General features: G+C 64.3%; 13 protein-coding genes. 4 read left to right on the top strand and 9 right to left on the bottom strand.

The window, feature by feature from the left end; all coding sequences use genetic code 11:
- The first annotated feature begins 186 nt into the window (after positions 1-186).
- The 3 genes from T8A63_RS05245 (at position 187) to T8A63_RS05235 (ending at position 3,290) form a co-directional block, all read left to right on the top strand.
- The gene (locus T8A63_RS05245; protein ID WP_416153242.1) at positions 187-903 is read left to right on the top strand and encodes a sugar transferase; all 717 of its coding nucleotides are present in this window, start codon (positions 187-189) and stop codon (positions 901-903) included.
- 71 nt (positions 904-974) lie between these two features.
- The gene (locus T8A63_RS05240; protein ID WP_322345184.1) at positions 975-1,874 is read left to right on the top strand and encodes a CpsD/CapB family tyrosine-protein kinase; all 900 of its coding nucleotides are present in this window, start codon (positions 975-977) and stop codon (positions 1,872-1,874) included.
- A gap of 114 nt (positions 1,875-1,988) precedes the next feature.
- Positions 1,989-3,290: a GumC family protein gene (locus T8A63_RS05235; protein ID WP_067936407.1), complete on the top strand. Its 1,302-nt coding sequence runs from the start codon at positions 1,989-1,991 to the stop codon at positions 3,288-3,290.
- Between the two features lie 5 nt (positions 3,291-3,295).
- On the opposite strand, the gene T8A63_RS05230 is transcribed toward T8A63_RS05235, so the two are convergent.
- The gene (locus T8A63_RS05230) at positions 3,296-4,606 is read right to left on the bottom strand and encodes an oligosaccharide flippase family protein (protein ID WP_322345670.1); all 1,311 of its coding nucleotides are present in this window, start codon (positions 4,604-4,606) and stop codon (positions 3,296-3,298) included.
- A gap of 159 nt (positions 4,607-4,765) precedes the next feature.
- Between T8A63_RS05230 and T8A63_RS05225 the strand changes: the two genes are divergently transcribed.
- Positions 4,766-5,971 (top strand): glycosyltransferase, encoded by a 1,206-nt coding sequence (locus tag T8A63_RS05225; RefSeq protein WP_322345183.1) that lies wholly within the window; start codon positions 4,766-4,768, stop codon positions 5,969-5,971.
- On the opposite strand, the gene T8A63_RS05220 is transcribed toward T8A63_RS05225, so the two are convergent.
- The 8 genes from T8A63_RS05220 to T8A63_RS05185 form a co-directional block, all read right to left on the bottom strand.
- Complete coding sequence (locus tag T8A63_RS05220) at positions 5,968-6,822, bottom strand: glycosyltransferase family 2 protein (RefSeq protein WP_322345182.1); 855 nt, start codon at positions 6,820-6,822, stop codon at positions 5,968-5,970. The two genes, T8A63_RS05225 and T8A63_RS05220, sit on opposite strands and share 4 nt — an antisense overlap.
- On the bottom strand, positions 6,813-9,455 hold the full coding sequence (locus tag T8A63_RS05215; protein ID WP_322345181.1) for a hypothetical protein: 2,643 nt from the start codon (positions 9,453-9,455) through the stop codon (positions 6,813-6,815). The genes T8A63_RS05220 and T8A63_RS05215 overlap by 10 nt, the downstream gene beginning before the upstream one ends.
- Positions 9,452-10,396: a hypothetical protein gene (locus T8A63_RS05210; protein WP_322345180.1), complete on the bottom strand. Its 945-nt coding sequence runs from the start codon at positions 10,394-10,396 to the stop codon at positions 9,452-9,454. The genes T8A63_RS05215 and T8A63_RS05210 overlap by 4 nt, the downstream gene beginning before the upstream one ends.
- A 4-nt stretch (positions 10,397-10,400) precedes the next feature.
- Positions 10,401-11,081 carry a 4'-phosphopantetheinyl transferase family protein gene (locus T8A63_RS05205; RefSeq protein ID WP_322345179.1) on the bottom strand — a complete coding sequence of 227 codons (681 nt, stop codon included), beginning with the start codon at positions 11,079-11,081 and terminating at the stop codon, positions 10,401-10,403.
- A gap of 1 nt (position 11,082) precedes the next feature.
- The gene (locus T8A63_RS05200) at positions 11,083-15,666 is read right to left on the bottom strand and encodes a MupA/Atu3671 family FMN-dependent luciferase-like monooxygenase (RefSeq protein ID WP_322345178.1); all 4,584 of its coding nucleotides are present in this window, start codon (positions 15,664-15,666) and stop codon (positions 11,083-11,085) included.
- Entirely contained in the window at positions 15,666-16,673 is a 1,008-nt protein-coding gene (locus tag T8A63_RS05195) for a glycosyltransferase family 2 protein (RefSeq protein ID WP_322345177.1), read from the bottom strand. The genes T8A63_RS05200 and T8A63_RS05195 overlap by 1 nt, the downstream gene beginning before the upstream one ends.
- On the bottom strand, positions 16,673-23,110 hold the full coding sequence (locus tag T8A63_RS05190) for a polyketide synthase (RefSeq protein ID WP_322345176.1): 6,438 nt from the start codon (positions 23,108-23,110) through the stop codon (positions 16,673-16,675). Before T8A63_RS05190 ends, T8A63_RS05195 begins: the two co-directional genes overlap by 1 nt.
- A gap of 169 nt (positions 23,111-23,279) precedes the next feature.
- A complete protein-coding gene (locus tag T8A63_RS05185) occupies positions 23,280-24,782 on the bottom strand; it encodes a hypothetical protein (protein WP_322345175.1) in 1,503 nt (500 codons plus the stop codon).
- Positions 24,783-24,836 lie beyond the last annotated feature (54 nt).

Below are 24,836 nucleotides of genomic sequence, written 5' to 3'. Positions count from 1 at the left end.
GGATCGAATAAGGCGAAAAGGTGGTAACAAATGATACATATCCTACCTGAACGTATAGGCCGCCTAGGCCGTTGAGACAAAGCGGGGCGAAGGCGCCGTGGGCCGGACAGGTCCGTTTGAATGCGAATGAACCCTGGGGGGTTTGGAATGAAGTACTTTGACGCCCACAGCCATACCTATGGCTCAATGGAAGCCCTCGCCGGCCCGATGTTGAGCCGCACGCAGCCTGCTGCTGCGGGTGCCGCCGCGCTGCCCGCGCCGCGCGCTGTGGCGGCCTTTCGTCTGCGTCCTACCGGCCTTTATGGGCGCTATGCGAAACCGATTATCGACCGGCTGCTGATCCTTGCCTCCCTGCCCATCGCGCTGCCGATCATCGCCCTTTGCGCGCTGGCGCTTTGGATTGAAAGCGGGCAGCCCTTCTATACCCAGCAGCGTCTTGGGCGGGGGGGCAAACGCTTCTCTATCCTGAAACTGCGCACCATGGTCCGCGATGCCGATGCCGTGCTGGAAAGCTACCTTGCCGCGAACCCGGCGATGCGGGCCGAATGGGACGAGATGCAAAAGCTGAAGGACGATCCGCGCATCACTCGGGTTGGCGCCTTCCTGCGGGCAACTTCGCTGGATGAGCTGCCGCAGCTTTGGAACGTCTTGAAAGGCGACATGAGCCTGATCGGCCCACGTCCGATGATGCCCGACCAGCTTGAGATGTACGGCGATGCAAAAGCCTATTTCGCCCTGCGTCCCGGCATCACCGGGTTGTGGCAGGTCTCGGCGCGCAACAACAGCCGCTTTACCTACCGCAATGAGGTCGACGCCGCCTATCGCCGCAATCTGTCGCTGCCGATGGACCTGACCATTCTGTTCAAAACCGTCGGCGTCGTCTTGCGCCGGACCGGGTGCTGAGCGATGCTTGCCGCGCCCGGCAACAACGAGAAAATTAGCGCCTCATGTTCAGAAAATCGAAAGGGAAGACGATGAAAGATCTCTACGCATCCGACGCCCTTGGCGCGGACAACAGCGATGTGTCGGCGCAGTTCGGCGGCCCGGGGATGCGGCACAGCATCCGCCCACGCCGCACCGTGATCGATCACGAGGATGAGTTTGACGGCGATCTTGCGTCTGAAGAGACGCTGCCCACCGCCGCTCCGGCCGTGTCGCGCTATATCGGCGACGACCGCGCGCCGCGTTGGCAAGACCTGCCCATCGCCACCCCCGGCCCCGGGGGGGACATGCCGCTGGTCGACGATCACCGCAACAGCGCCGCCGCGCGGGCCTTTGACCTGCTGCGCACGCGCCTGCGTCAAACCACTCTAGAGCACCGCTGGGTCAATATCGCCGTCACCGCCCCCACCTCGGGCTGCGGCAACAGCTTTTCGGCGACCAATCTGGCGCTGAGCCTGTCGCGTGTGCCGGGATCGCGCACCGTGTTGATGGACATGAACATGCGCAGCCCCGGTCTGGCCCGCGCTTTTGACATGCAAGCCCCCGGTGCGATGAGCGACCTGCTCAGCGGGCAGGCCGATCTTGGCAAAGGGATGCTGCGGGTCAGTGACACGCTGGCCCTCGGCCTAAATGACCAGCCCGAGGTGAACGCCGCCGAAATCCTCCAAGACAGCGCCACCGCCGAAACACTGCTGCGCCTGCGCGCCTCACTGCAGCCAGAAATCGTTCTCTACGATATGCCGCCGATGTTGGAGCATGACGATCTGTCGGCGTTCCTGCCGCAACTTGACGGTGTGTTGCTGATCTCGGACGGGACGCAAACCATGGCGCGTCATCTGCGCGAATGCGAACGCATGCTCGAAGGTCAGGTGCCGCTCTTGGGCATCGTGCTGAACCGTGCGCGCGCGTCCAGCCTGCCGAAATATGCCTGACACCCCCTGTCGCTGCCCCCTCTAGCGCCCTATTATCGCCCAAGTCTTCTGGTCTAGGCAGGGAAACTCCGCCGGGCAACGGTCGGGGGCTTTAGGCAGGTTGGAAAGAGGCACATGGGACCGATCTATACATTCGATGACATCATCGACATGCTCCGCCGTCGGGCGGGCGTTATCATTCTGATCACGCTTCTGGGCTGCATCGCCTCGGTCTACTGGGCGTTGTCGACGCCGCATGTCTACCAATCCTCCGAAGTCATCCAGATCGAGCAGCCCAAGATCGCCAATGATCTGGCCCCTTCCACCGTAGAGGGGTCATCGGCGCGTCGTCTGCAGTTGATCGAACAGCAACTGATGGCCCGCGGCACCCTAGTGGACATCATCCAACGCTTTGATCTCTATGACGATCTTACCGCGCTGCGGATGTCGGAAAAGGTCGATCTGCTGCGCCGTTCGGTTACCATCACCGGGGTCGCTGCCCCGCGCGAGGGCTTTGGCGATGACGGCACCATCTCTGTCATGACCTTCACCGCCGAGATGGACAACCCCGCAGATGCGCAGGCCGTGGCGCGCGAATTCGCCGACCGCACCCGCCAGATGTCGGCGGCCCAACGCCAAAGCCAGACCCAAGAGACCTTGGAGTTCTTTCAGCGCCAAGAACAGAACCTGATCCGCGACATCTCTGAACTTGAGGCGGAACTGGCCGATTACCGGGCCGAGAATGACCTGTCTCTCGAAGGCAGTCTTCAGTTTCGCCGCGGCGAAATCAGCAGCCTGAACGACGCCCTCCTTGAGCTTGACCGCGAGATCATCGCCACGCGGCTGGCCCGCGACCGGGTCAACCCCGACGCCCGCGCCGCCACCATCGCCCGCGAACAGGCCGAACTGGACGCCACGTTGGAAAGCCTCACCACGCAGCGCGATTTGCTGCAAGAGCAGCGCGAAACGCTGACCGCCAGCCTGCAAACCTCGCCTGAGGTTGAGCGTGAACTGGCCCGGTTTGATCGTCGCCTGACCCAGTTGCAGGACCAGTTGGAGGTGATCACCGCCCGCCGCAACGAAGCGGAGGTGGGGTTCTCACTCGAATCCGATCAACGGGGTGAGAAACTGATCACGCTGGAGCAGGCCGAACTGCCGGATTACCCCGTCTCTCTCAGCCGCAAAAAGCGGGCGGCGATAGGTGGCATGGGCAGCTTCGCGCTTGCCCTGATCGTGGCCTTCTTGCTGGAACTGCGCCGTCCGGTGATCCGCTCTTCCCGGCAAATGACGCGCGAGACGGGGCTCATCCCCGTCGTGTCGATCCCCGACCTCAGCCCCCGCGAAAAGCGCCGCACCTTGGGCAAAGTATGGCAAGAACGCTTAAAGGCAGGTAAAGAGGGCCGCGCCGCACGTATGGCACGCAAGCAAAAGAGCTGATCCGCTCAGACCGTGGCGCTGAGCCCCAGTACCCGGTCCCAATGCAGCCAAAGCGCCAGTGCGCCGAGCACGATCCCCAGCAGTGCAAAGATCAGATCGTGGCGCGCGTCCCAGACGCCATGCGCCCGGGCGAGCCAGATCAGCACCAGATGCGACAGGGCCATCGCCGCGCCTAGGCCAATCAACGCACCGGGCAGCCCGGCGGCGATCACCCCCGCCAACAGAAACCCAATCTGCAAGCTGGCCCGCGAGGCCGAGGAGATAAAAAACCGCCGTGAATCCCCCGCCGCAAGCGCCGCTTGGTCATAGGTCATCCCGATCACCTGCGGCATCAGCGCCAGCGCCAGCATCACCAGAATTGCACCGCTTTGCAGATAACGCGGATCATAGAGCACCGAGACCAGCCACGGCCCTGCCAGCGCCATTGCGGCCAAAAGCATCAGCAGCCCCCCGCTCAGCCCATAGCGCATCCGCCGCAGCTTGGGATGATCGCCGCCCCCGGCCTCGCGGTAGATCGGGATCATCACCCGCCCGGTGACGTTCTGCCCCAAAAGCAGCGGAAAACTGGCGAGGAAATAACCGATATTGTAGATCCCCAAGCCTTCGAGTGAGAGGAACTTGCCCAAGATCGCCTTGTCCCCTTGGCTGGCAAAGAACCAAAACATGGTCGACAGGAAAATCCATTTCCCGAAATGCACCAACTCCTGCACCGCAGGCCGTTCCCAGCGAAAGCGGTTCCCCGGCCCCGGCAGGAACGCATGGGTAAGCGCCAGTTTTGCCAGCGCCCCCACCACGCCACCGACCACCAGCGCCGCCACGGATTGATAAAGCACCGCGCCCACGATCATCACCACGATGCCAATCACCTGTGACGCCAGATCCAGCAGTGTCAGCCGCCCCATTTGCAGATGCCGGTGCGCCGTCTCGATCCGCGTGGGATTGAACCCGGCGACCACAAGGCTCAGCGCCGCGATGGGCAGATAGGTCAGCAGCGAAGGCTCATCGTAAAACGCCGTCACTGGCCACGTCAGCGCACAGGCCGCCAGCCAGAGGCACAGCCCCCGGATCGCTTGAATCGTCCAGGCGGTGTCCAGAAAGTCGCGATCATCGCCGCGTTTGCTCTGTGCGATGGAGGGCGCGATGCCTACGTCCGAAAACAGCGTCAGCCCGACGATCACCACCTGTATCAGCGCCATCAGGCCAAAGGCTTCGGGGAAAAGCAGCCGCGTCAGGATTAGGTTCGATGCCAGCCGGATCGCCTGCGACCCGCCATAGCCCAAGACGATCCATGATGTTGAGCGCAGCGCCCGTGCCATCAGGCGATTGCCCGTCACCGCTTGGGAAACCTGTGAAAACACCCGTTGCTGCGCCTTTGCCAATTCTTTGCGAGAGACTAAAGGCTTGCCCGCCCTTGTGCCAGTGGCAAGCGGGCGGGTAACAAGGTTTATCAGCCCCAAGCCAAGGCCGCGCCCCCCGTGAAAATCGCCTATATCCTCAACACCTACCCACAGCCCTCGCATTCCTTCATTCGCCGCGAGATCGCAGCGTTGGAGGCGGCAGGCCATGAGGTGCTGCGCTTTGCCATGCGCGGCCCCGATGTGCCGCTGGTCGATGGGCAGGACAAGGCCGAAGAGGCGCGCAGCCACTATGTTCTGGCCGCTGGCGGGGCCGCCCTCGCCCATGCCAGCCTGCGCAGTGTCCTGCGTTCGCCCCGCCGGTTCGGCAAAGCGCTGCGCGAAGTCTGGCACGCCGCACGCCGGGCCGAGACGGGGATGGCCCGCCATCTGATCTATCTGGCCGAGGCTTGCTATCTGCAGGCGCAGCTTGACGGCAGCGGCACAGAGCACCTGCACGCTCATTTCGGCACCAACGCCACGATGGTCGCGATGCTTTGCCACCTGCTTGGCGGGCCGCGCTATAGTTTCACCACCCATGGGCCTGAGGAATTCGACAGCCCCCGCGCGCTGTCACTCAGCGCGAAAATCCATCATTCGGCGTTTGCCGTGGCGATCAGCCAGTTCGGGCGCAGTCAACTGTGCCGATGGGCTGACCCAGCCGATTGGCCGCGCATCAAAGTTGTGCATTGCGGCATTGAGCCCGCTAAATTCCCTGCCCCCGCCGCCCTGCCGGATGGCCCGCGGCGCCTCGTCTCCATTGGGCGTTTTGTGGAGCAGAAAGGCCAGCTTGCCCTGATCGACGCCATGGCCCGGCTGCGCGACAGCCACCTCGATCTGCATCTGACGCTAATTGGCGACGGCCCTTTGCGCCGCGCGATTGAAACGGAAATCGCCCGCCATACCCTGCAAAATCGCATCACCCTGACCGGCTGGGTCGACGAGGCGCGAGTTACCTCCGAACTCAGCGCTGCCCATGCGCTCGTCATGCCCAGTTTCGCCGAAGGTTTGCCCATGGTGGTGATGGAGGCCATGGCCGCCGCCCGCCCGGTGATCGCCACCTATATCGCAGGCACGCCGGAACTGGTGCAGCCCGGCCAGACCGGCTGGCTGGTGCCCGCAGGCGATGTGGCGGCCTTGGCCGAGGCGATGACCGCCCTGCATGACGCGCCGCTCTCGACGCTGGAAGAGATGGGAAGGAACGCCCGCGCGCGGGTCTTCGCGCGCCATGATGTGTCCCGCGAGGCGGCAAAGCTCGCGGACCACATGCAAGACGCCGCCCGCTAGCGCCCCCGCACCCAGCGGTTTGCACTGCGAAAGACCGGTGCGCAAATCGTCAGCCGCACGGCGACAAAGACCAGCGCCCCCAAAGGGTCCGCCAGCGCGCGTCGCCAAAAGGGCCGCATCTGGTCATGCGCGTCATCATTGCGCATCAGGTCGGGGAAAAGCTGCTCGACCTCGGCCACGCCAATGTCTTGCCGCCGCCGCACCCGCACCAGCGGCGCAAAGCCTTCGATCATGGGCCAAGCATAGGGGGCAGGCACCGCGATGCGTTCCTCGGGGCGGAAATTCAGCCGCGCGAAAGTGTCGTCCGAGATGATGTCCGGCCAATCCCCCCAACGCCCCCGCCCGGTGCGGTTCATGGCAAAGACACCAAACCCCGGCACACCATGGGTCATGAAGCCGGTGGTCTGCCAAAACCGCGTGTAATGGCGCGTCACCCAATCGCCTGATGTCGTCACCTGCGGCATCCCGCTGGCATAGCGCGGCGCGTCCTCGGCCAGTGCCTCGGCCAGTTGCGCCAGCAGGGGCGGTGAGACCAGCACATCGGCGTCGAGATAGACCAAGACCGCACCCCGCGCCGCAGCCTCGCCCGCATTCAACGCACCGAGTTTGCTGCCTTGAGCCAGTTCCAGCACCCGCAGCGCCCAGCCTCGCGCCTCGAACGCGGGGGCCTTTCTGCGGGCCAGTTCTGCGGTGTCGTCCGTGCAGCCATTGGCCACGACGATCACCTCCACGGGCCCCGCCACCGGGTCAGTGGCGCAGAGCGCGTCGAGGCAGGCGGGCAGCCAGTCGGCCTCATTATGGGCGGGGATCAATACGCTCGCCCCTTGGAACGCGCCTGTTGCTACTTCCATGCGTTCAAAGCGTCCCAACGTGGATTTTCATCCGCCAGATAGCGCAGCGCGCCCCAAGACCCCCATTTCGTCGGGGCATAGACATCCGAATAATGAGTGAACAATTGCCCGCCGACAGCCAGCCACCCTGCCATCAGATCGGTATAGAGCGCACCCATTTGAGGCGCGTAATTGAGATGGTAAAAGAAGGCGGTCAGACTTTCGTCATTCACCTGTGCCCCAAGGCCAACCACATGGCTGCCGCCTTCGTACATCACCAGATCTAGGTCATGCGCCCGCGCCACGGCGGCATGATAAGGCCAGACACGGCCAATAAGGTCGGCAAGCGTGTCGTTTTCAAGCCCGCTGATGCCACCGTTGCGCAGGTCTTTCGCCGCACGGGCGGTGGCCGCGTCAAAGCGGTGGGTCTGAATATAATCGTCCAGAGCACTGCCGCTCAACCCTTCCGCTTCCCCCTCGGCGCGGGCCAATTCCAGGCTTTCCGACAGCCAATCCTTGACCAATTCGGCGTTGTCTTCCAGCCCCAGCACCCCACCAAAATAGCCGGTGATCGCATAGGCATCAAAGGCGGTGGCGGGCGCGCGGTTTCTTGCGTTTTCAGCTTGGTAAAGCGGGGCTTCCAAAGCCTCACGCTCAAGCCCCAGCCAACCGGTCTGGCTCGCGATCACATTGCGCAACCGCGTTTCAGCCTCACCGCCAAAGACATCCGTCCAGATGCGCGCCACTTCGGCGGCGCGTAGGCCATAGAACTGCATCCCCTTCTCGGCCTCATTCCAGCGGGCCTGCGCCATCTCATCCGCCCATTGGGTCTGGGCGAATTGCCAATTCCACACCTCGTTGGAGAATTCCACATAGGCTTTTCGGTCCTCGTTCAGCGCCTCTTCGACATAGGACGCGAACGCGGTCACATAGCCATCATCCGCCAGATGCGGCATGTTGAACCACGGGTCGATCCCCAACTCATTGGCCAAGGCGACCATGACTTCTACCGGGACACCGCGCAGGGCATAGGTCACATCCTCGGGGCGCGGGCGGTCCTCCCATGCGGCGATGAGGCTGTCGTTGGTGCCCATCCAATCCATGAAGCGCAGCACCTTCATCCCGGTCAGATGCTGCGTCCAATCGGGGTTGAACCGCGCGCCAGCGTCGAAATCGGCGGCGCGGTCTTCGCGCACGACGGTGATATTGCGCGGCGGATCGCTGCGGTGCATGCGCTGAATGCGAATGTCGACACTGCCCGGCCCCGGCGCATAGTCGAACCGCACCTCGTTCTTGCCATAGCGCACATTCTCGGCCCGGCCCGTGACCTCGATCACGCCCTGCCCCTCAAAGCGAAGCAGATAGCGGCCCTTGAGCGTGGTCGCCTGCGGCGGCATGTCGGTCAGGATCAATGTGCCGATGCTGCCCAAGGCGCGGGGCATCTTCACCGGCCAGCCTTCGGAATCGAGGTTGCCACCCTCAACCAGTTGCGCATATTCCATCCCGCCAAAGCGCCCGGCCAGATGCCCAAGCCACGGGCGGGCGGTTTTCATCAGGTCGAGGAAGGGAGCCTGCACGCTCCAATCGGCGATGGCGGCAAGGCCGATGCCCATGTCGCGGGTGCCTGCGACGGCGTCCTGCGGCGGTGTGATCTTGAACGGGGCGTTCGCAATCGGCGTGACCGGCACTTCGGGCTCATCTGGGGCCGGCGCTGGCTCATCAGGAGCGGACGCAGGTTCATCACGGGCAAGCGTAGGCTCAGGCACCGTGGGCGGGCCGGTGGGCGAAATCGGGGCGGTCTGTGCATTGTTTGCGGCGGCAGGGCGCGTGGCAGGCGGCACCGGCACCACAGCGCTACCCTGATACTCTCGCACCGCATCCCACGCCACACGCTGAAGCTCCCGCGCGAGGTCGGGGGTGGGCGTGTCGAACGCCTTGCCCCAACGGTCATTGAAATCCGTCGGCAGGCCCAAGGGATCTTTGCCCGTCAGCGTGGCATATTGCACCATGGCGACAAAGTAGTGACCCAGCTCGTTCAGGTGGATGTCATCGGCAAAAAGCGCGTCGATCTCATTCAGCCCCGGCACACGTTCGGCGGCGATTTCATCGTAAAGCCGCGCCATCGCTTGCCCGGCGGGGATCACCTCAATCGTCGCAGTGTCAGAGCTGCGCCCATCGCTCACCGCCGCCGCGATCCCCTCCCATGCGGGCAGATCATTCTGCAACCGTTCGCGCCAAGGGATATGGACGTGGTCGTCATAGGCCACTGCCTCTCCGCTGCCGCTTTTCAGCGAATGCCATGTCTCTTGCAGATAGACCTTCACCGTCGGATTGGCCGCCGCAGCAAGGCCAAAGAACGCCTGCGCATAAACTTCGGTATCCGACCAGCGGGTGTGATTGGCCAGCGGGATCGCCTCGGTCAGGATCAGATGGGTGGTCTGCCCTTCGGGCAAGACCGTGCGGGCATCCACGCCCTCGGCCCGGTCAGATTCGTCCCAATTATAACGCAGGGGCGCGCCGTTGATGATCTGCGCGCGCACCTCGCCCTGCCCCACCCCGGCCCGCAGCGCCTCTTGCAACATATCCGGCCCGTCCGCCCCAAAAAGGCTGTGGCCCACCATCAAGACCGAGAACAGCCCGCCCAGACCGCTCATGCCGCGACACCGCTGTCGGGATGGGCACGGACCACGTCCCAGACCACCCGCTGCATCAGCGCTGCGGCCTCTGCACTTGGTGTGTCAGCCGGAGTGCCATCCGCACGGGTCAACTGATGCGACAGCCCCGCCGGGTCGCGGTGATAGAGCGTTGCGTAATGGGTCAGCGCCACAAGATAGGCCCCCTGATCGTTGAAGTGAATCGTATCGCGGCGGCCCTGCTCATCGCGCGAAAAGAGGTTCTGCAGGCTGATGATGCCGCCCACCCCTCCGGCCGCATCGATCGCGCGGGTAAAGGCTGCCATGACCTGCCCGGCGGGGATCAGATGAATGGGCCGGTCCGATTGCTGCAAAGCGGGGTAGATCACCTGCTGCCGCCAATATTGATCGAGGTCACGGTCGATCCGGTTCAGCCACCCCTTGCTATCGTCGGTGTGATGCCATGTCTCATAAAGATAGACGCGCGTGTCGGGCCGGGCCGCCTGCGCCAGATCGGCCCAGCGGGCAAGGTAGTCGGGGCTGTCGTGGTAGCGGATGGCGTCGGCAATCTCGACCATCTCGGTCAAAACCACGGCGTCATAATCGCCCGAGCCGATCGCCGCCCGGGCGGGCCGGTGCTGCGCATGGTCATTAGAGCGCTCAAACCCGTTCACCGGCACATCCGGCTCCCAGTGGTCGCGCAGCGAACTGCCCCAGCCGGTTTGACTGTGATAGCTGTGCCCGGCCCCCGCCATCTGCGCCAGCATTGCGGGCATGTCTTGGCCCACCAGCGAATGCCCCAGATGGTAGACCTGCATCGGCCCCGTCGGCGGGGTCAGCGGCGTGGCATGGAGTTGTTCCGCACGGTCCTGCACCTGCGCCCGGCGAAAGACCCAAGACCCGCCGCCGAGGCTGGCAAGAGCGGCGCCCCCCAGAAAGGCACGGCGAGAGAGTGCGACCATGAGATCAAGCTCCTTTGCGATCAATCTGCCCAATCGCCACCCCGCTGACAAGGTGGCCCGCCACCGAAACGACCCGCCCCGGCAGCTTCTCGCCGCGCTTAAAGCATTCCGTATCTTGGGTAAATTGCGCATCAAAAGCGGGGTTTTCTGCAGATAGGGTGACGTCCAGCCGATCAAAGCCAAAGAGCGTTTTGGTGAGCGGATATTGCGCCTTATAGGCCGCCTCCTTGGCGCAGAAGATGCGTTTGGCGGCGGCGAGATCAGCGCCCCCGAGCCGGGTGATTTCGGACGGAAGACAGATTTCAGCAAGCAGGTCTTTGGGCAGCGGGCTGTCTTTTTCGATGTCGACGCCCAGTGCCATCACATCAGAGCACCGCGCCAGCACGGCGATGCACCATACGTCGGAATGGCTGATCGAACCGGTCAGGCCCTGCGGCCAAATCGGCGCGCGGTCCGGGCTGGCCAGCACCGGTGCAGGCGGGTGGCCAAGGGCCTGCATCGCTTCGCGTGCGGCGTGGCGTCCGGCGGTGAATTCGGCGACCCGCTTGGGCCGTGCACGTGCGATGACGGCGGCTTCGTCCCCCAGCAATGGCGGATGTGGCCTGTCGATCTGGGTTACAGCAACGGCGACTGGCAGATCGAACAGACTGCGGACTGCGGTCTTGATCTCGGCCTCTGCCGTCACCTCAACCCCGCCCGCGGGCGCGCTCGGCCCGCATGAGGCGACGTTTCGACATGGTTTCGGTCCGGGCAGGCGTTTCGGCGGCTGGGGGCGCCTTGGGCGGTTCGGCTTTCTGGCCGTCCAATCCATCAATATGCGCTGCCAATCCCGCAAGGGTTGGGAAACGGAAGATATCGGTGATCGACAGCGCGCTGGCGCCCAAGGCCGCCTTGATATCGCGATGCGCCTGCACCGCCAGCAGCGAATGGCCCCCAAGAGCAAAGAAGTTATCGCCGCCGCGAATGTCCCCGATGCCCAAAAGCGCGCCCCAGACCTGCGCGATGGCGGCTTGGCTGTTGCCGTCTTGCGTGGCCGGCTGTGGCGCGGCGGCAGGTGCAGCACTGCGTTTGACCGGGGCGGGCAAGGCCTTGCGGTCAATTTTCTTGTTGGGCGTCAAGGGCATGGCGGGCAACGTTACGATGGCCTGCGGCACCATGATATCGGGCAGATGGGCGGCCAGTTGCCGCCGCGCTGCGTCGCTGTCGACCGTCGCATCGGCGACCACATAGCCGACCAGTTGCGCGCCACCCGGCCCCGCATCATCGCGCAGCAGGGCCACGGCCTGACGCACCCCCGGCAGATCGGCCAGCCGCGCTTCGACCTCCCCAAGCTCAATCCTATGGCCGCGTATCTTGACCTGCGCATCGGCGCGGCCTTCGAAATGCAGCACGCCTTTGGCGGTCATGTGCACCAGATCGCCCGTGCCATAGAGACGACCGTGGCCCGCGAAGGGATCGTCGATGAAACGCGCGGCGGTCATCTCGGCCCGTTGCCAATAGCCCTGTGTCACGCCAGCGCCCCCGATCCAAAGTTCACCCGCCGCACCGATCGGCAGCACCTGCCGCGCGGCGTCAAGGACATGGATCTGCGTGTTGGCAATCGGTGTGCCGATGGGGGCCGTGGTGCTGTGGGTGTCTTGCAGCACATGGGTGGTCGACCAGATCGTGGTCTCTGTCGGGCCGTACATGTTCTGGATCTGCGCCAGCGTCGCCGCACGCAAAGCGCGGGACAACGTGCCGGGCAACGCCTCCCCCCCGACCATCAGCGCCTTTACCCGCGCCAAAGCGCCACGTGCCTCATCGTTCATCACCATCATCTGCGCCATCGAGGGCGTGCATTGCAGATGGGTCACGCCATGGCGAACGATCTGCGCGGCGATTGAGTGATCGTCCTCTGCCGGTTGCCCACCCGCATTGGCGCGGCGCAGCACATCGGCCAGCGGCTTCAGCCCCGCCATCACCTTGTCGGTGGGAATGCCATAGTCGATCAGGCAGGCGATCTCATCCACACCGATCCGCTTGAGCTGCTCGGCCCGCGCTAGCCCATCTGCCACGGTGCCAAACATGCCGCTGTCGTTGAAATAGCGTTGAAAGGCGAACTCTAGGATCGCATCCATTTCTTCGGCCGAGAGCCCTTCGAGGTCGATCTCAAACGGGTTCGTCGTGCCGGCCGGTTTCTTGAAGGCCGGAAAGGCCCAAGCGTATTGTTTGATCAGCCCCGCCGCCGAGCGCAGGTAGTCCTTCATTGGCGCGCGGGCGATTTCCTCGGCCTCGGCGCGGGTCTCGGCAAGATAGCTGTGCAGCATGACGGTGACCCTGTGATCCGCCGGGTCATGGCCTGCACCGCGCAGGGCGTCGTGGTAGATCTTGATCTTGTCCGCCACCTCTTCCACCGATTGGCCGAGCAGGTGGGTCAGCACATTGGCCCCGATCTCTCCCGCTTCTTTCCACGTTTGTGGATTGCCCGCCGTGGTGACCCAGATCGGCAGCCTGTTCGAGACGGGGCGCGGCTGCGTTACCACCGCGTGGGGCGTGCCATCGGCACGGGGGAATTCCACCGGCTCCCCGGCCCAGAGTTTGCGCAACTGGTCGATGGCGTCATACATCGCGGGCTTGTTCTGCGGCGGCGTGTTCTCCGGGCGCAGCACGAAGTCATCGGGCTGCCACCCGCTGGCGATGGCCAGTCCCACGCGCCCGTTTGTCAGGTTGTCGATCACCGCCCATTCCTCGGCGATCCGCGCGGGGTGATGCAGCGGGGCCACGCAAGATCCGGCCCGCACGTCAAGGTTCTGCGTCACCGCGGCCACGGCAGCGCCTGTGACAGATGGGTTCGGATAGGGGCCGCCGAAGGCATGGAAATGCCGCTCGGGCGTCCAGACCGCGTTGAAGCCATTGGCATCGGCGAATCGCGCGCCTTCCAGCAGCAGCTCGTATTTCTTGGGGCCGACCCCGTCGTCATTGCCCCAGTAAAACAGGTTAAAGTCGATCTTGCGGTCGCTGGTGGCAATCGGCCCGTTCGACATCAGCCCCCGGCTATCGTCGCCTGCCAGCACCAGTTTGAACCCCCGTGCGAGGGTCCAGAACAGTTCCAGCACCGAGATATCGAAACTGAGGCTGGTGACAGCGAGCCAGACAGCGCCCGCCTCATGATCGATCCGGTCGTCCATCCCGGCAAAGAAATTCGCCACATTGCCGTGGCTGACCATCACGCCCTTGGGCGTCCCGGTCGAGCCGGAGGTATAGATCAGATAGGCAAGGTCATCCGGCCCGGCGTTGGCGGCAGGGTTCACGTCCGAAGCCGTGGCAAGGCGCGGGTCGCGGTCCATCTCCAGCACCTGCGCGTCTTGCGAGGGCAGGCTGGGAGAAAGGGCCGATTGCGTGACCACGACCGCAGCGCCACTGTCTGAAAGGTAATGTGCCAGACGGTCCGCTGGATAGGCCGGATCAAGCGGCACATAGGCGGCGCCAGCTTTCAGGATGCCAAGCGTGCCCACCAGCAGGTCCACCCCCCGTGCAACGCAAAGCGCCACCGGCATCCCCGGCCCGGCCCCCATGTCCCCCAGCACATGCGCCAATTGGTTGGCGCGGGCATTCAGCGCGGCATAGCTAAGCGTATCTCCCTCGAACACCAGCGCGGGGGCCTCGGGTGTGCGCGCCACCTGCGCCTCAAAAGCGGCATGGATGGTGAGGGGATCATAGTCGCGCGTCGTCGCGTTGACGCGGGTCAGGAGCTGCGCCTCGGTCTCTGGAAGGGCCCAGAGGGTGCCGCAATCTGCAGCCTCGGAGATGTTGGCGAAAGCCGCCTCTAACCGCGCGGCGAGGAGGTCGATCGCGGCATCGGCCAGCCTCGTGCTGTCGGCAAAGAGCCGCGCGCCCCCCGCCCCGAGGCAGAGGGTCAACGCCGCGCCCGCGAGCGGTTCACTGTTAAAGGAGATCGCAAAATCCGGGGGGCCAAGCGTTTCAATCGCCGGGTCGCGCAGCGGCAGATCACGCGCAAAACCTGCCGTGCCTTTAGCGCGGGCAAGTTGTGGTTCCACCTGTGCCAGCAGTTCCGCCACGGGCAAGCCCGCCTCTGCCGCGATGGTAATCGGCAGCCAATCGCCGATCAGCGGCGCGGGTTCCCCTTCGCGGCTGAGGGCGATGCCGCCTTCTGTTGCTCCGGCGCTGCGCAGCGCGACGAGGGCTGCGGCTGCGGCCTGCTGCGAAAGGTCACTCCCCTGCGGCAGCGCGATCTCTCGCTCTGCCCATGTCGTTGCCCTTTCAGATGCGGTGGCCAAGGGGACCGGCAGCGCGTCAAACCCGGTCAAAGCGCGCCGCCAATGTGCCTCCTCAGCCGAAGCCGGAGCGCTGCCCGCCGTGTGGGGCACTTTATCACCGGGGGCAAAAAACTGGACCGGAGCAATACTCTCACCCGCCATATCGCGCAGATCATAGAGGGCGATATGGGCATCGCGCGCCGCCACGACCACCCGCGTGCTGTCGACATCGACAACCTCGCCGGGGGTGCCGCCTTGGCCCGCCAGCACCTCGACGCGGGAAACGGCCAGCACCGCGCCTACCGCGCCTGCGAGTTTTGCCGTGGTCAAGGGGTTCCAATAGGCCCCGAAATCCAAGCCACGGACCAGCGCGCTGATCTCTCCTGCGGACTTGGTAAAGTCGATCAGCCCGCCGTTCTCTGGCCGTTTGTCCTTCGCGAAATAGCTGCGCTGGCTGAGATCTTGGGCGGTGCTTTGCAGCTTGCCGCTTTCCAACTGGGCCAGCACTGCGCCAAAGCTTTCCATCCCGGCGGCGTAGCATTTAGAGTTGAGGCTAAAGGCCGTCTCATCGGGCGCGATCTCTACCTCCCGCTGCGCCAGCAGGTCACCGGTATCAACGCCCGCTTCGATCAAATGCCAACTGACCCCATGCTGCGCCTCACCGTTGATGATTGCCCAAGCGGGTGTGTTCAGCCCAGCATAGCGCGGCAGGGGCCCATCGTGGAAATTGACCGCGCCACGTGTGGGCAGGGCCAAAACCGTCTGAGGGATCAGCCGCAGGTTGGCGATGCTCAAAAGCCAGTCGACGGCCAGACCCATGGGCAGCAGATCTTCCGCATCGCGGCAGAGGACCAGCCCCTGCCCTTCGGCCCAAGCGCGCACTGCGTCATCTCGGGTGATTACGGCGGCGATCCGATGACCGCCCGCCAGCAGCATGTCGCCGCAGGCAATGGTCAGAGATTCGTCGCCCATCAAGAGCGCGGAAAACGGTTCTGTCTCGAAGCTGGCGGTCATCAACGGTCCTCCGTGGCGGGGCTACGGCTTGGGTCTTGGACGGCGGGGGCCGCGCGCCTCGCGGTGAGCGCATGGGCCGCGAGGTCACGGTAAAAACCGGGGGCGTCTTCTGGCTGGCGTCCGGTCAGCAGGCAGCGCAGGCGGTGCAATCCGCCCCCGGCAAGCCGAGCACAGGTGGCCAAAGCGGCATAGGCGCGGCCATGGTTCTTGGCGAAATAGCGGTGGCGACTGTCGAACCAATAGCGCGGCATCCGGCGCCATTCCTTCATCCCGGTCGAGACCGAGCCAACGTGAACGCAGCGCGCCTGAGGCACATACCAGCAGTCCCACCCAGTCCGCGCGGCACGCAGGCAAAGGTCAGTTTCCTCATAATAAAGGAAATACGCTTCGTCGAAGAGACCGATCTCAGCCAGCATATCCCACCGCATCATGACACTGGCACCTGCCACCCAATCGACCTCTGTGGCCTCTTCCGGCAAGGATGGGGCCACCACGGCAGAGGACAGTAGTCGCGTTAGGGGCCCCAACCGCGCGGCAGCTTCCAACTCACCCGCGGCAGAGGGGAACCGGAAGGCCGTGGCATGGGGCAGATCATCCTCGCCGCGCACATGGCTTCCGGCCATCCCGGCGCGGGGGTGGTTCTGCAGGTGGTCCAACAGCGTCCCGATACAGCCCCGATCAAGGAAGGCATCCGAGTTCACCACATGCACGAAATCCGGCGCTGCCCCGTCGGACATCCCCGCCCGCATGGCAAGGTTGTTGCCCGCCCCGAAACCACCATTGCGGGGCGATGCGATCAGCCGCACGCGATTGCCCGCACCCCAGCCCCGCGCGGCAATCTCCTGTGCCAAGAGCGCGGCAGAACCGTCGCCGCTGTCGTTGTCAACGATCACCAGTTCGGCATGGGTCTGGGGCATATCGGCCAAAGCGGCCTCAGCCGCGCGCAGGGTCATCTCTGCGGTGCGGTAGTTAAGAATAATGACCAAAAGACGGGGCGGCTGTTGCATCATTCCGCCGCCGTGGCTTGGGTGCGGTCGTGGCCTGCGCCTTCGGGCAGGGCCGCCGCGATCACCTCGGCCAGTTCCTGCGCGAGCACGGTCACATTGGGCGCCAGAACCATGCTCACATGGTCGCCCGGCACTTCGATCACCTGCAAGCGCGGCGCATACTGCCGCCACTGGTTGTCCTCATAGACATATTCTTTTTCCGCGGTGACATATTGCCCGGCAGATACAGCCCAATGCCGATCCAGCGGGGGCCGGAACAGGGTCATCGGGCCGTCCCACTGGGGCGTTTCATAGCGCTCCATTGCGCGCAGGAATGCCGCCTGAATGCGCAGACTGTTAAAGGAAGCACCCCCCTCGCCATCGCCGACCGCCTCCTGAGGCCCCCGGCGGCGCGCGCGCTCCCACGCCCAGCGGTTGCGCGCCCATTCAAGCAGATAGGCCGGGCCCTTCCGCCGCAGCTCTGCCAATTTGATATGCGCCTTGTCGATCTTGCTGAGCGTCGGGCGGACGGGCAGCGGCGTGTCGAGCATCGCTAGAACGGCCACCTCTTGCCCTGCCGCCTGCAACTGCTGCGCCATCTCATAGGCCGTGATCCCGCCGCCGGAGTATCCGGCCAACAGATAGGGCCCTTGGGGCTGCAGCGCACGGATCTCGGCGATGTAGTCAGCCGCGGCGGCCTGCACCTCTTCGTGGGGGGCGGCGTCACCGATCAACCCACGGGCCTGCACACCATAGACCGCGCGTTCGCCGCTAAAGGGCAAGGCAAGGTGGCGCAGGTTCAGCACATTGCCGAACATCCCCGCCACCACGAAAAGCGGCGTCGCATCCTGCGGCGATTGATTGAGCGGTACGAGGTGGTCAAAGCGCTGCTGCGGGGCCGCCGCTGCCGTATCAGCCACCTCCGTCTGGGCCAAATCTCCGCGCTCCGCCGCGATGAGCGCTGCGCATTTGGCGATCGTAGGAGCCTCGAACAGAACGGAGATCGGGAATTCCACCTTGAACTCGCGCTTGACCGCCGCAAACAGACGGACAGCGATCAGGGAATGCCCGCCGAGGTCAAAGAAACTATCCTCGACCCCCACCGGGCTAACGCCCAAGAGGTTCGACCAAATCTCGGCCAGTTTCTCTTCGATCCCGTTGCGTGGGGCGACGAAAGAACCGTCGAGATCGGGCCGCTCAAAGCTTTGCCCTTGGGCGGAGGCATCGGTCAGCGGCGCGTCGGCTTGGGCGATCAACGTCTGCAAGGGCAGTGAGGACACCATGACCTGTGGCGCATCCAGCGCCAGCGCACGGCGCAGGGCCTCTGGCCCTTCCTGCGCGCGGATACCTTGGCGCACCAGACGGGCCAAACGCTCTTCGGCGGGGCTGAGACTGTCGGCGTTTTGAGCATCCTCAAAGACCACTTCGCGGGCGTCGGGCGGCGGCACCTCGGTAAAGGCCCCTTCGAGCCGTTTCATCGCGAAATCGTGCACATCGACAAGGACCGCTCCCTGCGCATCGGTGATCGTCACATTGAACCGGGCCAAGCCCTCCGCCGCCGATCCTTCGGCAAGCCGGACATGCGAGCGGACCTCGGCAGGCAGCGGCGCGTGAAGCGTGATCTCACCATAAGACAGCGGCACCCAAAGGTGACGCGCGGCATAGCCGGGGATCAGCGCCATGGCCCAACCGGTGGCGATGTCCATCAGACCAGGGTGCAGCACATAGCCATCGGTTAGATCACCCTGCGCGGCCTCGGGCAGCCGTAGCGCGGCGAGCCCCTCTCCCTGTCCCAGAGCGGTGCGTTGCAGCACATGCCAGCGCGGACCGAATTTCAGATGCGCCTCTTGAACGGCGGGCAGATGGCCCCCGGGCGCGGCTTCGGCCACGTCCTCGCAACGGGCCGCGAGGGCAGCAAGATCCAGAGGGCTGGCCGTGCGCCCCGTGGGGGTCAAACGCGCTTGAACATGCAACTGCCACGCGGGCCTGCCATTGACCACACAGGCGCTGCGCAACTCGGCGGCGAAACCCGCGCCCTCGGGGGTCAGGGTGATCTTGATCTTGCGCCGCGCCCCATCGGCCAGCGGCAGGGGACGCAGAAAATAGAGGTCTTGCAGCGTGAACCCCTGCAGCCCTTGAGCCTGCGCCGCCTCGGCCAAAAGCTCAATATAGCCTGTCCCCGGCATGATCGCGCGACCATCCAAGGTGCGGTGTTGGTCGAGCAGCCAGTGCGAGGTGGCGATCTCGGTAGTAAATTCCGGTGCGCCACTGTCACCCGACCCTGCGGTTTCAAGCAGCGCCGCATTGATCGCGCGGGCAGGCAGCGCCACGGCACCGCCCCCCGCAAGGGTGTCAGCGGCCATGCCTACATCAGCCCAAACGCCCCAGTTCACCGCCACCACGCGGGTCTTCGCGCCGCGCCGTGATTGCGCAAAGGCATTAAGCCAGGCATTCGCCGCCACATAGTCCACCTGGCCCGCCGCGCGACTGGCGGTAGAGGTCGAGGAAAAGAGCACCATCAGGTCAAGCGCGCCATCGGGCAACAGTTGGTCCAAGACCCGCAGCCCCTGCACTTTGGGGGCCAGCACCGCGTCGATGCCCGCGTCGGATTTGGCCAAGAGCGGCGCATCGTCCAGCACCCCGGCGGCATGGATCACCCCTGTCAGCCCCCCGTGGCGGGCGGTCAGATCGTCGATCACCCGGCGCATCTGCGCAAGGTTGGTGACATCCGCGCGGGCTACTTCGACCGCCCCGCCCGACTGCGCCGCCTGCGCCTCAAGTCGCAGAACGGCACGCAGGCGGCGGGCCGTGGCATCGGCGGGGCCGTGACTGGCAAGGTAGCTGTCCCATTCGTGGCGCATCGGAAGCGCGGCGCGGCTCAGCAGGATGACACGGGTGCCCGGCGTCTCAAGAATGTCTGCCGCAAGGGTCAGCCCGATGCCCCCGAAACCGCCGGTGATGAGGTAATGTCCCTCCGGCTTCCACCCCGGCAAATCGCTTGGCGGCAGGCTGGCTGCGCGGTAGCCCAGTTCGTAGCGGCGGCCAGCACGATGGGCGACCTGAAGGTTGGCCGGGCTGGCCAAAAGCTCTTCGATCAGGTCACCGGGATCAGTCACAGGCGCAGGGTCGACTGGCTTCGCGAACCATCTTGCCGGTGCCACGGGTGCTGCGACGGGCAGGTCAATCTGGCTCGCCGTCAGCCCCGGCACCTCTCGTGCCATGACGCCCACGGGGCCAGAGATCAGCGCCTTTTCGGGATAGCCCAACCCCTCTTCCGCGATCTGCGCCCCACCGGTGGTGAAGACGTTGAGGTGCAGCGGCGCGTCAATCTCGGACTCGGCCAAGGACTGCGCAAGCCATGTCAGGCTCCAGAACCCCTGTTCGATATTGCGGTCAAATCTGCTGGAACCGGGGCGCGGGGCGACCTGATCATCGGTCAGCCAGAAATGCGCGATCCGGTCGGGCATTTGCCCTTCGGCCTGAAGCGCCGCGATCAACTGGTCATAGCCCGACCGGCCCTGTTCGGGGGCCAGCGTGAAATGATCCGTGGTGACGCGGGCAAAGGCATCCCCCGCCGTGACCTGCACCACGCGATGCCCTTTGGCCCGCAACTGCGCGGCGACCTCGGCCCCCAGCCCCGCCGTATCGGCGAAGACAAGCCAGTTCACCGGGCCGGAGAGCGCCATATCCCCTTCGGCGTAGCGCGGTTGCCAATGCGGCAGCGCGCCCCAATCGCTGATGTCATCCAGCCGTTGCACCGGTTGCTCTGCGGGGCGGGTCGCGGCCTCTCCCGGTTCGATGAAATAACGCGCACGTTGGAATTGATAGGTCGGCAGCACCACGCGGTTGCGCCGTGCCTCGCCCCAAATCTGCGCCCAGTCAGCTTCGACCCCCGAGGCCCAAAGCCGCCCGATCACGCTGAGGAAATAGGCATCATCCGCGATTTCTTGCTCGGGGTGGCGCAGCGAAGACATCACCTGCCCCGGCGCCACATCCGCGTTCATCTGCGCCAAGGCGGAAAGCGCCTTGCCCGGTCCGACCTCAAGGAAGACCCGCCGCGCGTCGGCGCTCAACGTGCAGATACAATCGGCGAAATTCACCGTGTTGCGCAGCTGTTCGACCCAATAATCGGGGTCCGTCGCCATCTGCGCCGTGATCATCTTGCCTGTTCGGTTGGACAAAAAGGGCATCTGCGGCGCGCGCAGGTCAAGCGTGGCAAGGAAAGCGCGGTATCGGTCAAGGATCGGGTCCAGCATCCGCGAGTGGGCTGCGATGTCGATGGCGATGCGCTGGTGGTCGAGACCGGCTGCATCCAACCGCGCTTGCAGCGTCTTTAGCGCGTCGTCCGGGCCAGAGACCGCAATCAGTTCCGGGCCGTTGACGCTGGCGATATCAAGCCCTTCTCCCAGAAGTGGCGTGATCTGATCCAGCGGAGCGGAGATGCTGATCATCCCGCCTGCTGGCACCTCATCAAAGAGCCGCCCGCGCAGCAGGACAAGGTCGATGCAGTCCTCAAAGCGCATCACCCCGGCAAGACAGGCGGCGACATTTTCGCCCATGGAGTGCCCCACCATCGCCACGGGTTTCACCCCCCAAGAGAGCCAAAGCTGCGCCAGCGCGTATTCAACGATCATGATCAACGGCAATTGCACCGAAGGCTGTTTCAGCTTGGCTTCTGCCGCCGCGCGGTCTTCGGGTTCCGGCAGCCAGATCGCGCGGATGTCGTAATCCAACTGCGGTGCCAGATGGTCGAGCCCCCGGTCCATCCATTCGGCAAAGACCGGCTCGGTTTCATAAAGGTCGCGGGCCATATCGGCATATTGCGCGCCGCCGCCGGGGAACATGAAAACGACCTTAGCCTCGGGGCCAAGGTGGTCATGGGTAAAGACACGGCGGCTGTCGCCGCCTTCCAACAGGGTCGCGGCCTCTTCATGGGTTTCGGCGACCAAGACGCGGCGTTTGTCGAAACCCCGGCGGCCCTCTTTCAGGGTGAAGGACACATCGGCCAAGGGCTGTTCGGGATGCGCGCGCAGATGCGCCGCGAGGGCGGCGCTGTTGGCGTCCAACGCCGCCTTGTTCCGGCCCGAGAGGCAGAGCACATGGAAAGGGAAATCGCTTTCTTCCGACGCCGCGCGGGCGGGCGCCTCTTCCAAGATCATATGCGCATTGGTCCCGCCAACGCCAAGCGCATTGACCGCGGCACGCCGGGGCGTGGCTTGGTCGGGCCAGTCATAGAGCCGGTCGTTCACGCGGAAGGGCGAGCCTTCGAAGGGGATCGCCGGGTTCGGCGCTTCATAGCCCAGCGAGGGGGGGATTTGCTGGTGGTGCAACGCCAGCGCCGCCTTGGCCAGCCCCGCCACGCCCGCCGCAGTGTCGAGATGGCCGATGTTGGTCTTGACCGACCCGATGCGGCAGAAATCTTCGGCCTGCGTCTCGGCCCGGTAGGCTTGGGTCAGGGCGGCGACCTCAATCGGATCGCCTAGATAGGTGCCGGTGCCGTGGCATTCGACCATGCCGATGCTCTGCGCCGCCACGCCCGCATGGTCAAGCGCGCGGGCAATGGCCGCCGTCTGCCCATCAACGGAAGGGGCCAGATAGCCCGCCTTGGCCGCGCCGTCGTTGTTGACCGCCGAGCCTTTGATGACCGCCCAAATAGGATCGCCATCCGCAATGGCATCTTCCAACCGCCGCAGCGCCACTGCCCCTGCGCCAGAGCCGAAAACGGTGCCCTGCGCGCGGTGGTCGAAGGCGTGGCATTCACCATCGGGGGAGAGAATTTCGTTCTCTTTGAACTCATAGCCCCTGCCCTGCGGCAGTTCGATCGTCACCCCGCCCGCCAGCGCCATGTCGATTTCACCCGCCCGCAGCGCCTGCGCGGCATAGTGAATTGCCACCAGCGAGGTCGAACAGGCGGTTTGCAGGTTGATCGACGGGCCTTTGAGGTCAAGCACATGGCTGACCCGGGTCGAGAGGAAATCTTTGTCATTGCCGGTATGCCGAAGCAGGAACATGCCGACATCATCGACCAGATCGGGGTTCGAGCAGATGTTGAAATAGAAATAGCTGCCCATGCCACAGCCCGCATAGACGCCGACGGGGCCAGAGAGGCTTTCGGGCATATGCCCCGCCTGCTCCATCGCCTCCCAAGCGACCTCAAGAAATTTGCGGTGCTGCGGGTCGAGAATGGCGGCGTCTTTTGGGGAAAAGCCGAAGAACTCGGCGTCGAACATGTCGTAACCGGGCATCTCGGCGGTGACGGGCACGTAGTTTGGCCGGGCCATACGTTCGGCGCTCTCTCCGGCGGCGCGCAGCTCGGCCGCGTCGCGCCGCTTGAGCGCGCTCACGCCATCGCGGAGGTTCGCCCAATAGGCGTCGACTCCTTCGGCCCCCGGCACGTTCACCGACATGCCGACAATCGCGATATCATCGCGTGCAAGAGTTTTGTCTGTGCTATTCATTGCGACACATGTCCCATCGCCCGTTCGACTACAGTGATGAGCCTTCAAGGTTCAATTTAAGCTTCGGGTGCAGCATACAACAGGCAAATCTGTCGAAAATGAGCCAAGAGCGTGCCCTTGGGTCTATTCTGGACAAAATCGCTTCACGGAACGGTGAGCAGATGCCAGTTCAGAAAACCGTCCGCTTTGCCTGCAACGCGGGATTTGCGCTGGCATCAAGTACGGTCTGCCCCCTGCGCGCTGCCGCCAGCCCCTCAGCATGACCGAGGATCGCCCCGGCCGTAAGCCAAGTAAGCGGCGTCAGCGTGGCGTTAAGCAACATGTCCATCATGGTAATGCCAAGAATCAAAAGCAGCGGCGCGATCCAAGGGGATAGGCCCGCATCCCCCTGTCGGTAGAGGTGTAGCCCCATAAGAAAGATCGGCAGCGCCAAAAGACCCATCTCACAAAGATAGCCAACCCAGCCGAAAGTGCCGAAAACAATGATCCAGCGGCCGTCTGGGACCGATAGGATATTGCCGTTGGTCGCATCCCGGATCAGGTTGCGCCCCCATCCGCCCCAGCCGAACCACGGCTTTTCAGCAGCCCGCGCCAGCAGCCGTTCTTCGTTCATGAACCGGTAGCCAAGCGATTGCGCACGGTCCGCGCTGATCGCCTCGGCCTGCGCAAGAATGGCATCGAGCGGCACCAGCCCGGCGTTGCGGAGCATTGGATAAATCACCGCCACGACGGCAAAGACCACCGCCAGACGGATCTGCCAGCGCGCCGGGGTCAGCAGCACCATCGGCACCAGCAGCAGCGCGTAGGCCTGCGAGGCAAGGCTTTTGCACAGCAGCAAAACCACACCCAAATAGGCCGCCAGCAGCAGCACCTTCCATCGGTCGATCACCGGGGTTTGCCGCGCCAGCGCCACCGCCGACAACAACGCGATACACATGAAAATCGCCAGCCACAGCGCGTGCGGCAGAAACACGATGGGCCGGAAGCCACCATTGCGCATCATCTGCTCAAAGGAGTGCTGAAAGAACCCGTAAATCCATGTGTTAAGCTGCGGAGAGAAGCGAATTTCGAAGAGTGCGGGCACGGAATAGATCAGCCCACCAATCACGAAGGCCAGCAACAGCTCGCGCAGGCCCTCTTCGTCCGCAAGGAACTGTCGCGCCAGCAAGAAAGGCACCAGCATCAGCATCTGGCCGATCAGGACCGACCCGATGTCACGGATCGACAGCCCCGGCAGGGCGTCCACCGGAAAGAGGATCGGCTCGAACCCTCGGATCGCCTGAAAAAGGATCGGGTCGCCATTGGTCAGCACCGTGGGCATGGCCGAAAAGACCAGCCCCACCACCAAGAACCCCGCCAAACGAGAGGCGGGCCAAAGCTGCAGTTTCTCCTGCGTGCCCAGCCAGATGATCAGCAAAACGCTCAGGTTCGGGATCGACACTTTGTCGAGGCCCGGCACCAGCGGCAGGTTGAATTCGGCCAGCGGCGGCAGGAAAAGATAGCCCCCCAAGATCGACCAGATCAACGCCCGCTGCAGCGGCAGGTTGCGAAACAGCCCCAGACAGACGAAGGGCCAGATCAGCAGCATCAGATAGGCGACGGGGTTTGGCATGATGTCCTTCGCGAAAGCCGGACGAATGCGCGGCAGGATGGGGCGGGGCGAAAATACCATCTGGCCCCGGCCCTGTCATCCCGCTAGTTTTGCGGCAGGTTCAATCTGGCACGG

The organism is Sulfitobacter sp. OXR-159, from assembly GCF_034377145.1.
Taxonomy (GTDB): domain Bacteria; phylum Pseudomonadota; class Alphaproteobacteria; order Rhodobacterales; family Rhodobacteraceae; genus Sulfitobacter.
Note: the sequence above shows the minus strand (reverse complement) of the source record. Positions and strands in the feature narration are given on the sequence as shown.

Bases quoted from the DNA above. Each gene is read 5' to 3' on its own strand.
- T8A63_RS05245 (WP_416153242.1), top strand. From the start codon at position 187: ATGGAAGCCCTCGCCGGCCCGATGTTGAGCCGCACGCAGCCTGCTGCT.
- T8A63_RS05240 (WP_322345184.1), top strand. From the start codon at position 975: ATGAAAGATCTCTACGCATCCGACGCCCTTGGCGCGGACAACAGCGAT.
- T8A63_RS05235 (WP_067936407.1), top strand. From the start codon at position 1,989: ATGGGACCGATCTATACATTCGATGACATCATCGACATGCTCCGCCGT.
- T8A63_RS05230 (WP_322345670.1), bottom strand. From the start codon at position 4,606: ATGGCACGGGCGCTGCGCTCAACATCATGGATCGTCTTGGGCTATGGC.
- T8A63_RS05220 (WP_322345182.1), bottom strand. From the start codon at position 6,822: ATGGAAGTAGCAACAGGCGCGTTCCAAGGGGCGAGCGTATTGATCCCC.
- T8A63_RS05215 (WP_322345181.1), bottom strand. From the start codon at position 9,455: ATGAGCGGTCTGGGCGGGCTGTTCTCGGTCTTGATGGTGGGCCACAGC.
- T8A63_RS05210 (WP_322345180.1), bottom strand. From the start codon at position 10,396: ATGGTCGCACTCTCTCGCCGTGCCTTTCTGGGGGGCGCCGCTCTTGCC.
- T8A63_RS05200 (WP_322345178.1), bottom strand. From the start codon at position 15,666: ATGACCGCCAGCTTCGAGACAGAACCGTTTTCCGCGCTCTTGATGGGC.
- T8A63_RS05195 (WP_322345177.1), bottom strand. From the start codon at position 16,673: ATGCAACAGCCGCCCCGTCTTTTGGTCATTATTCTTAACTACCGCACC.
- T8A63_RS05190 (WP_322345176.1), bottom strand. From the start codon at position 23,110: ATGAATAGCACAGACAAAACTCTTGCACGCGATGATATCGCGATTGTC.
- T8A63_RS05185 (WP_322345175.1), bottom strand. From the start codon at position 24,782: ATGGTATTTTCGCCCCGCCCCATCCTGCCGCGCATTCGTCCGGCTTTC.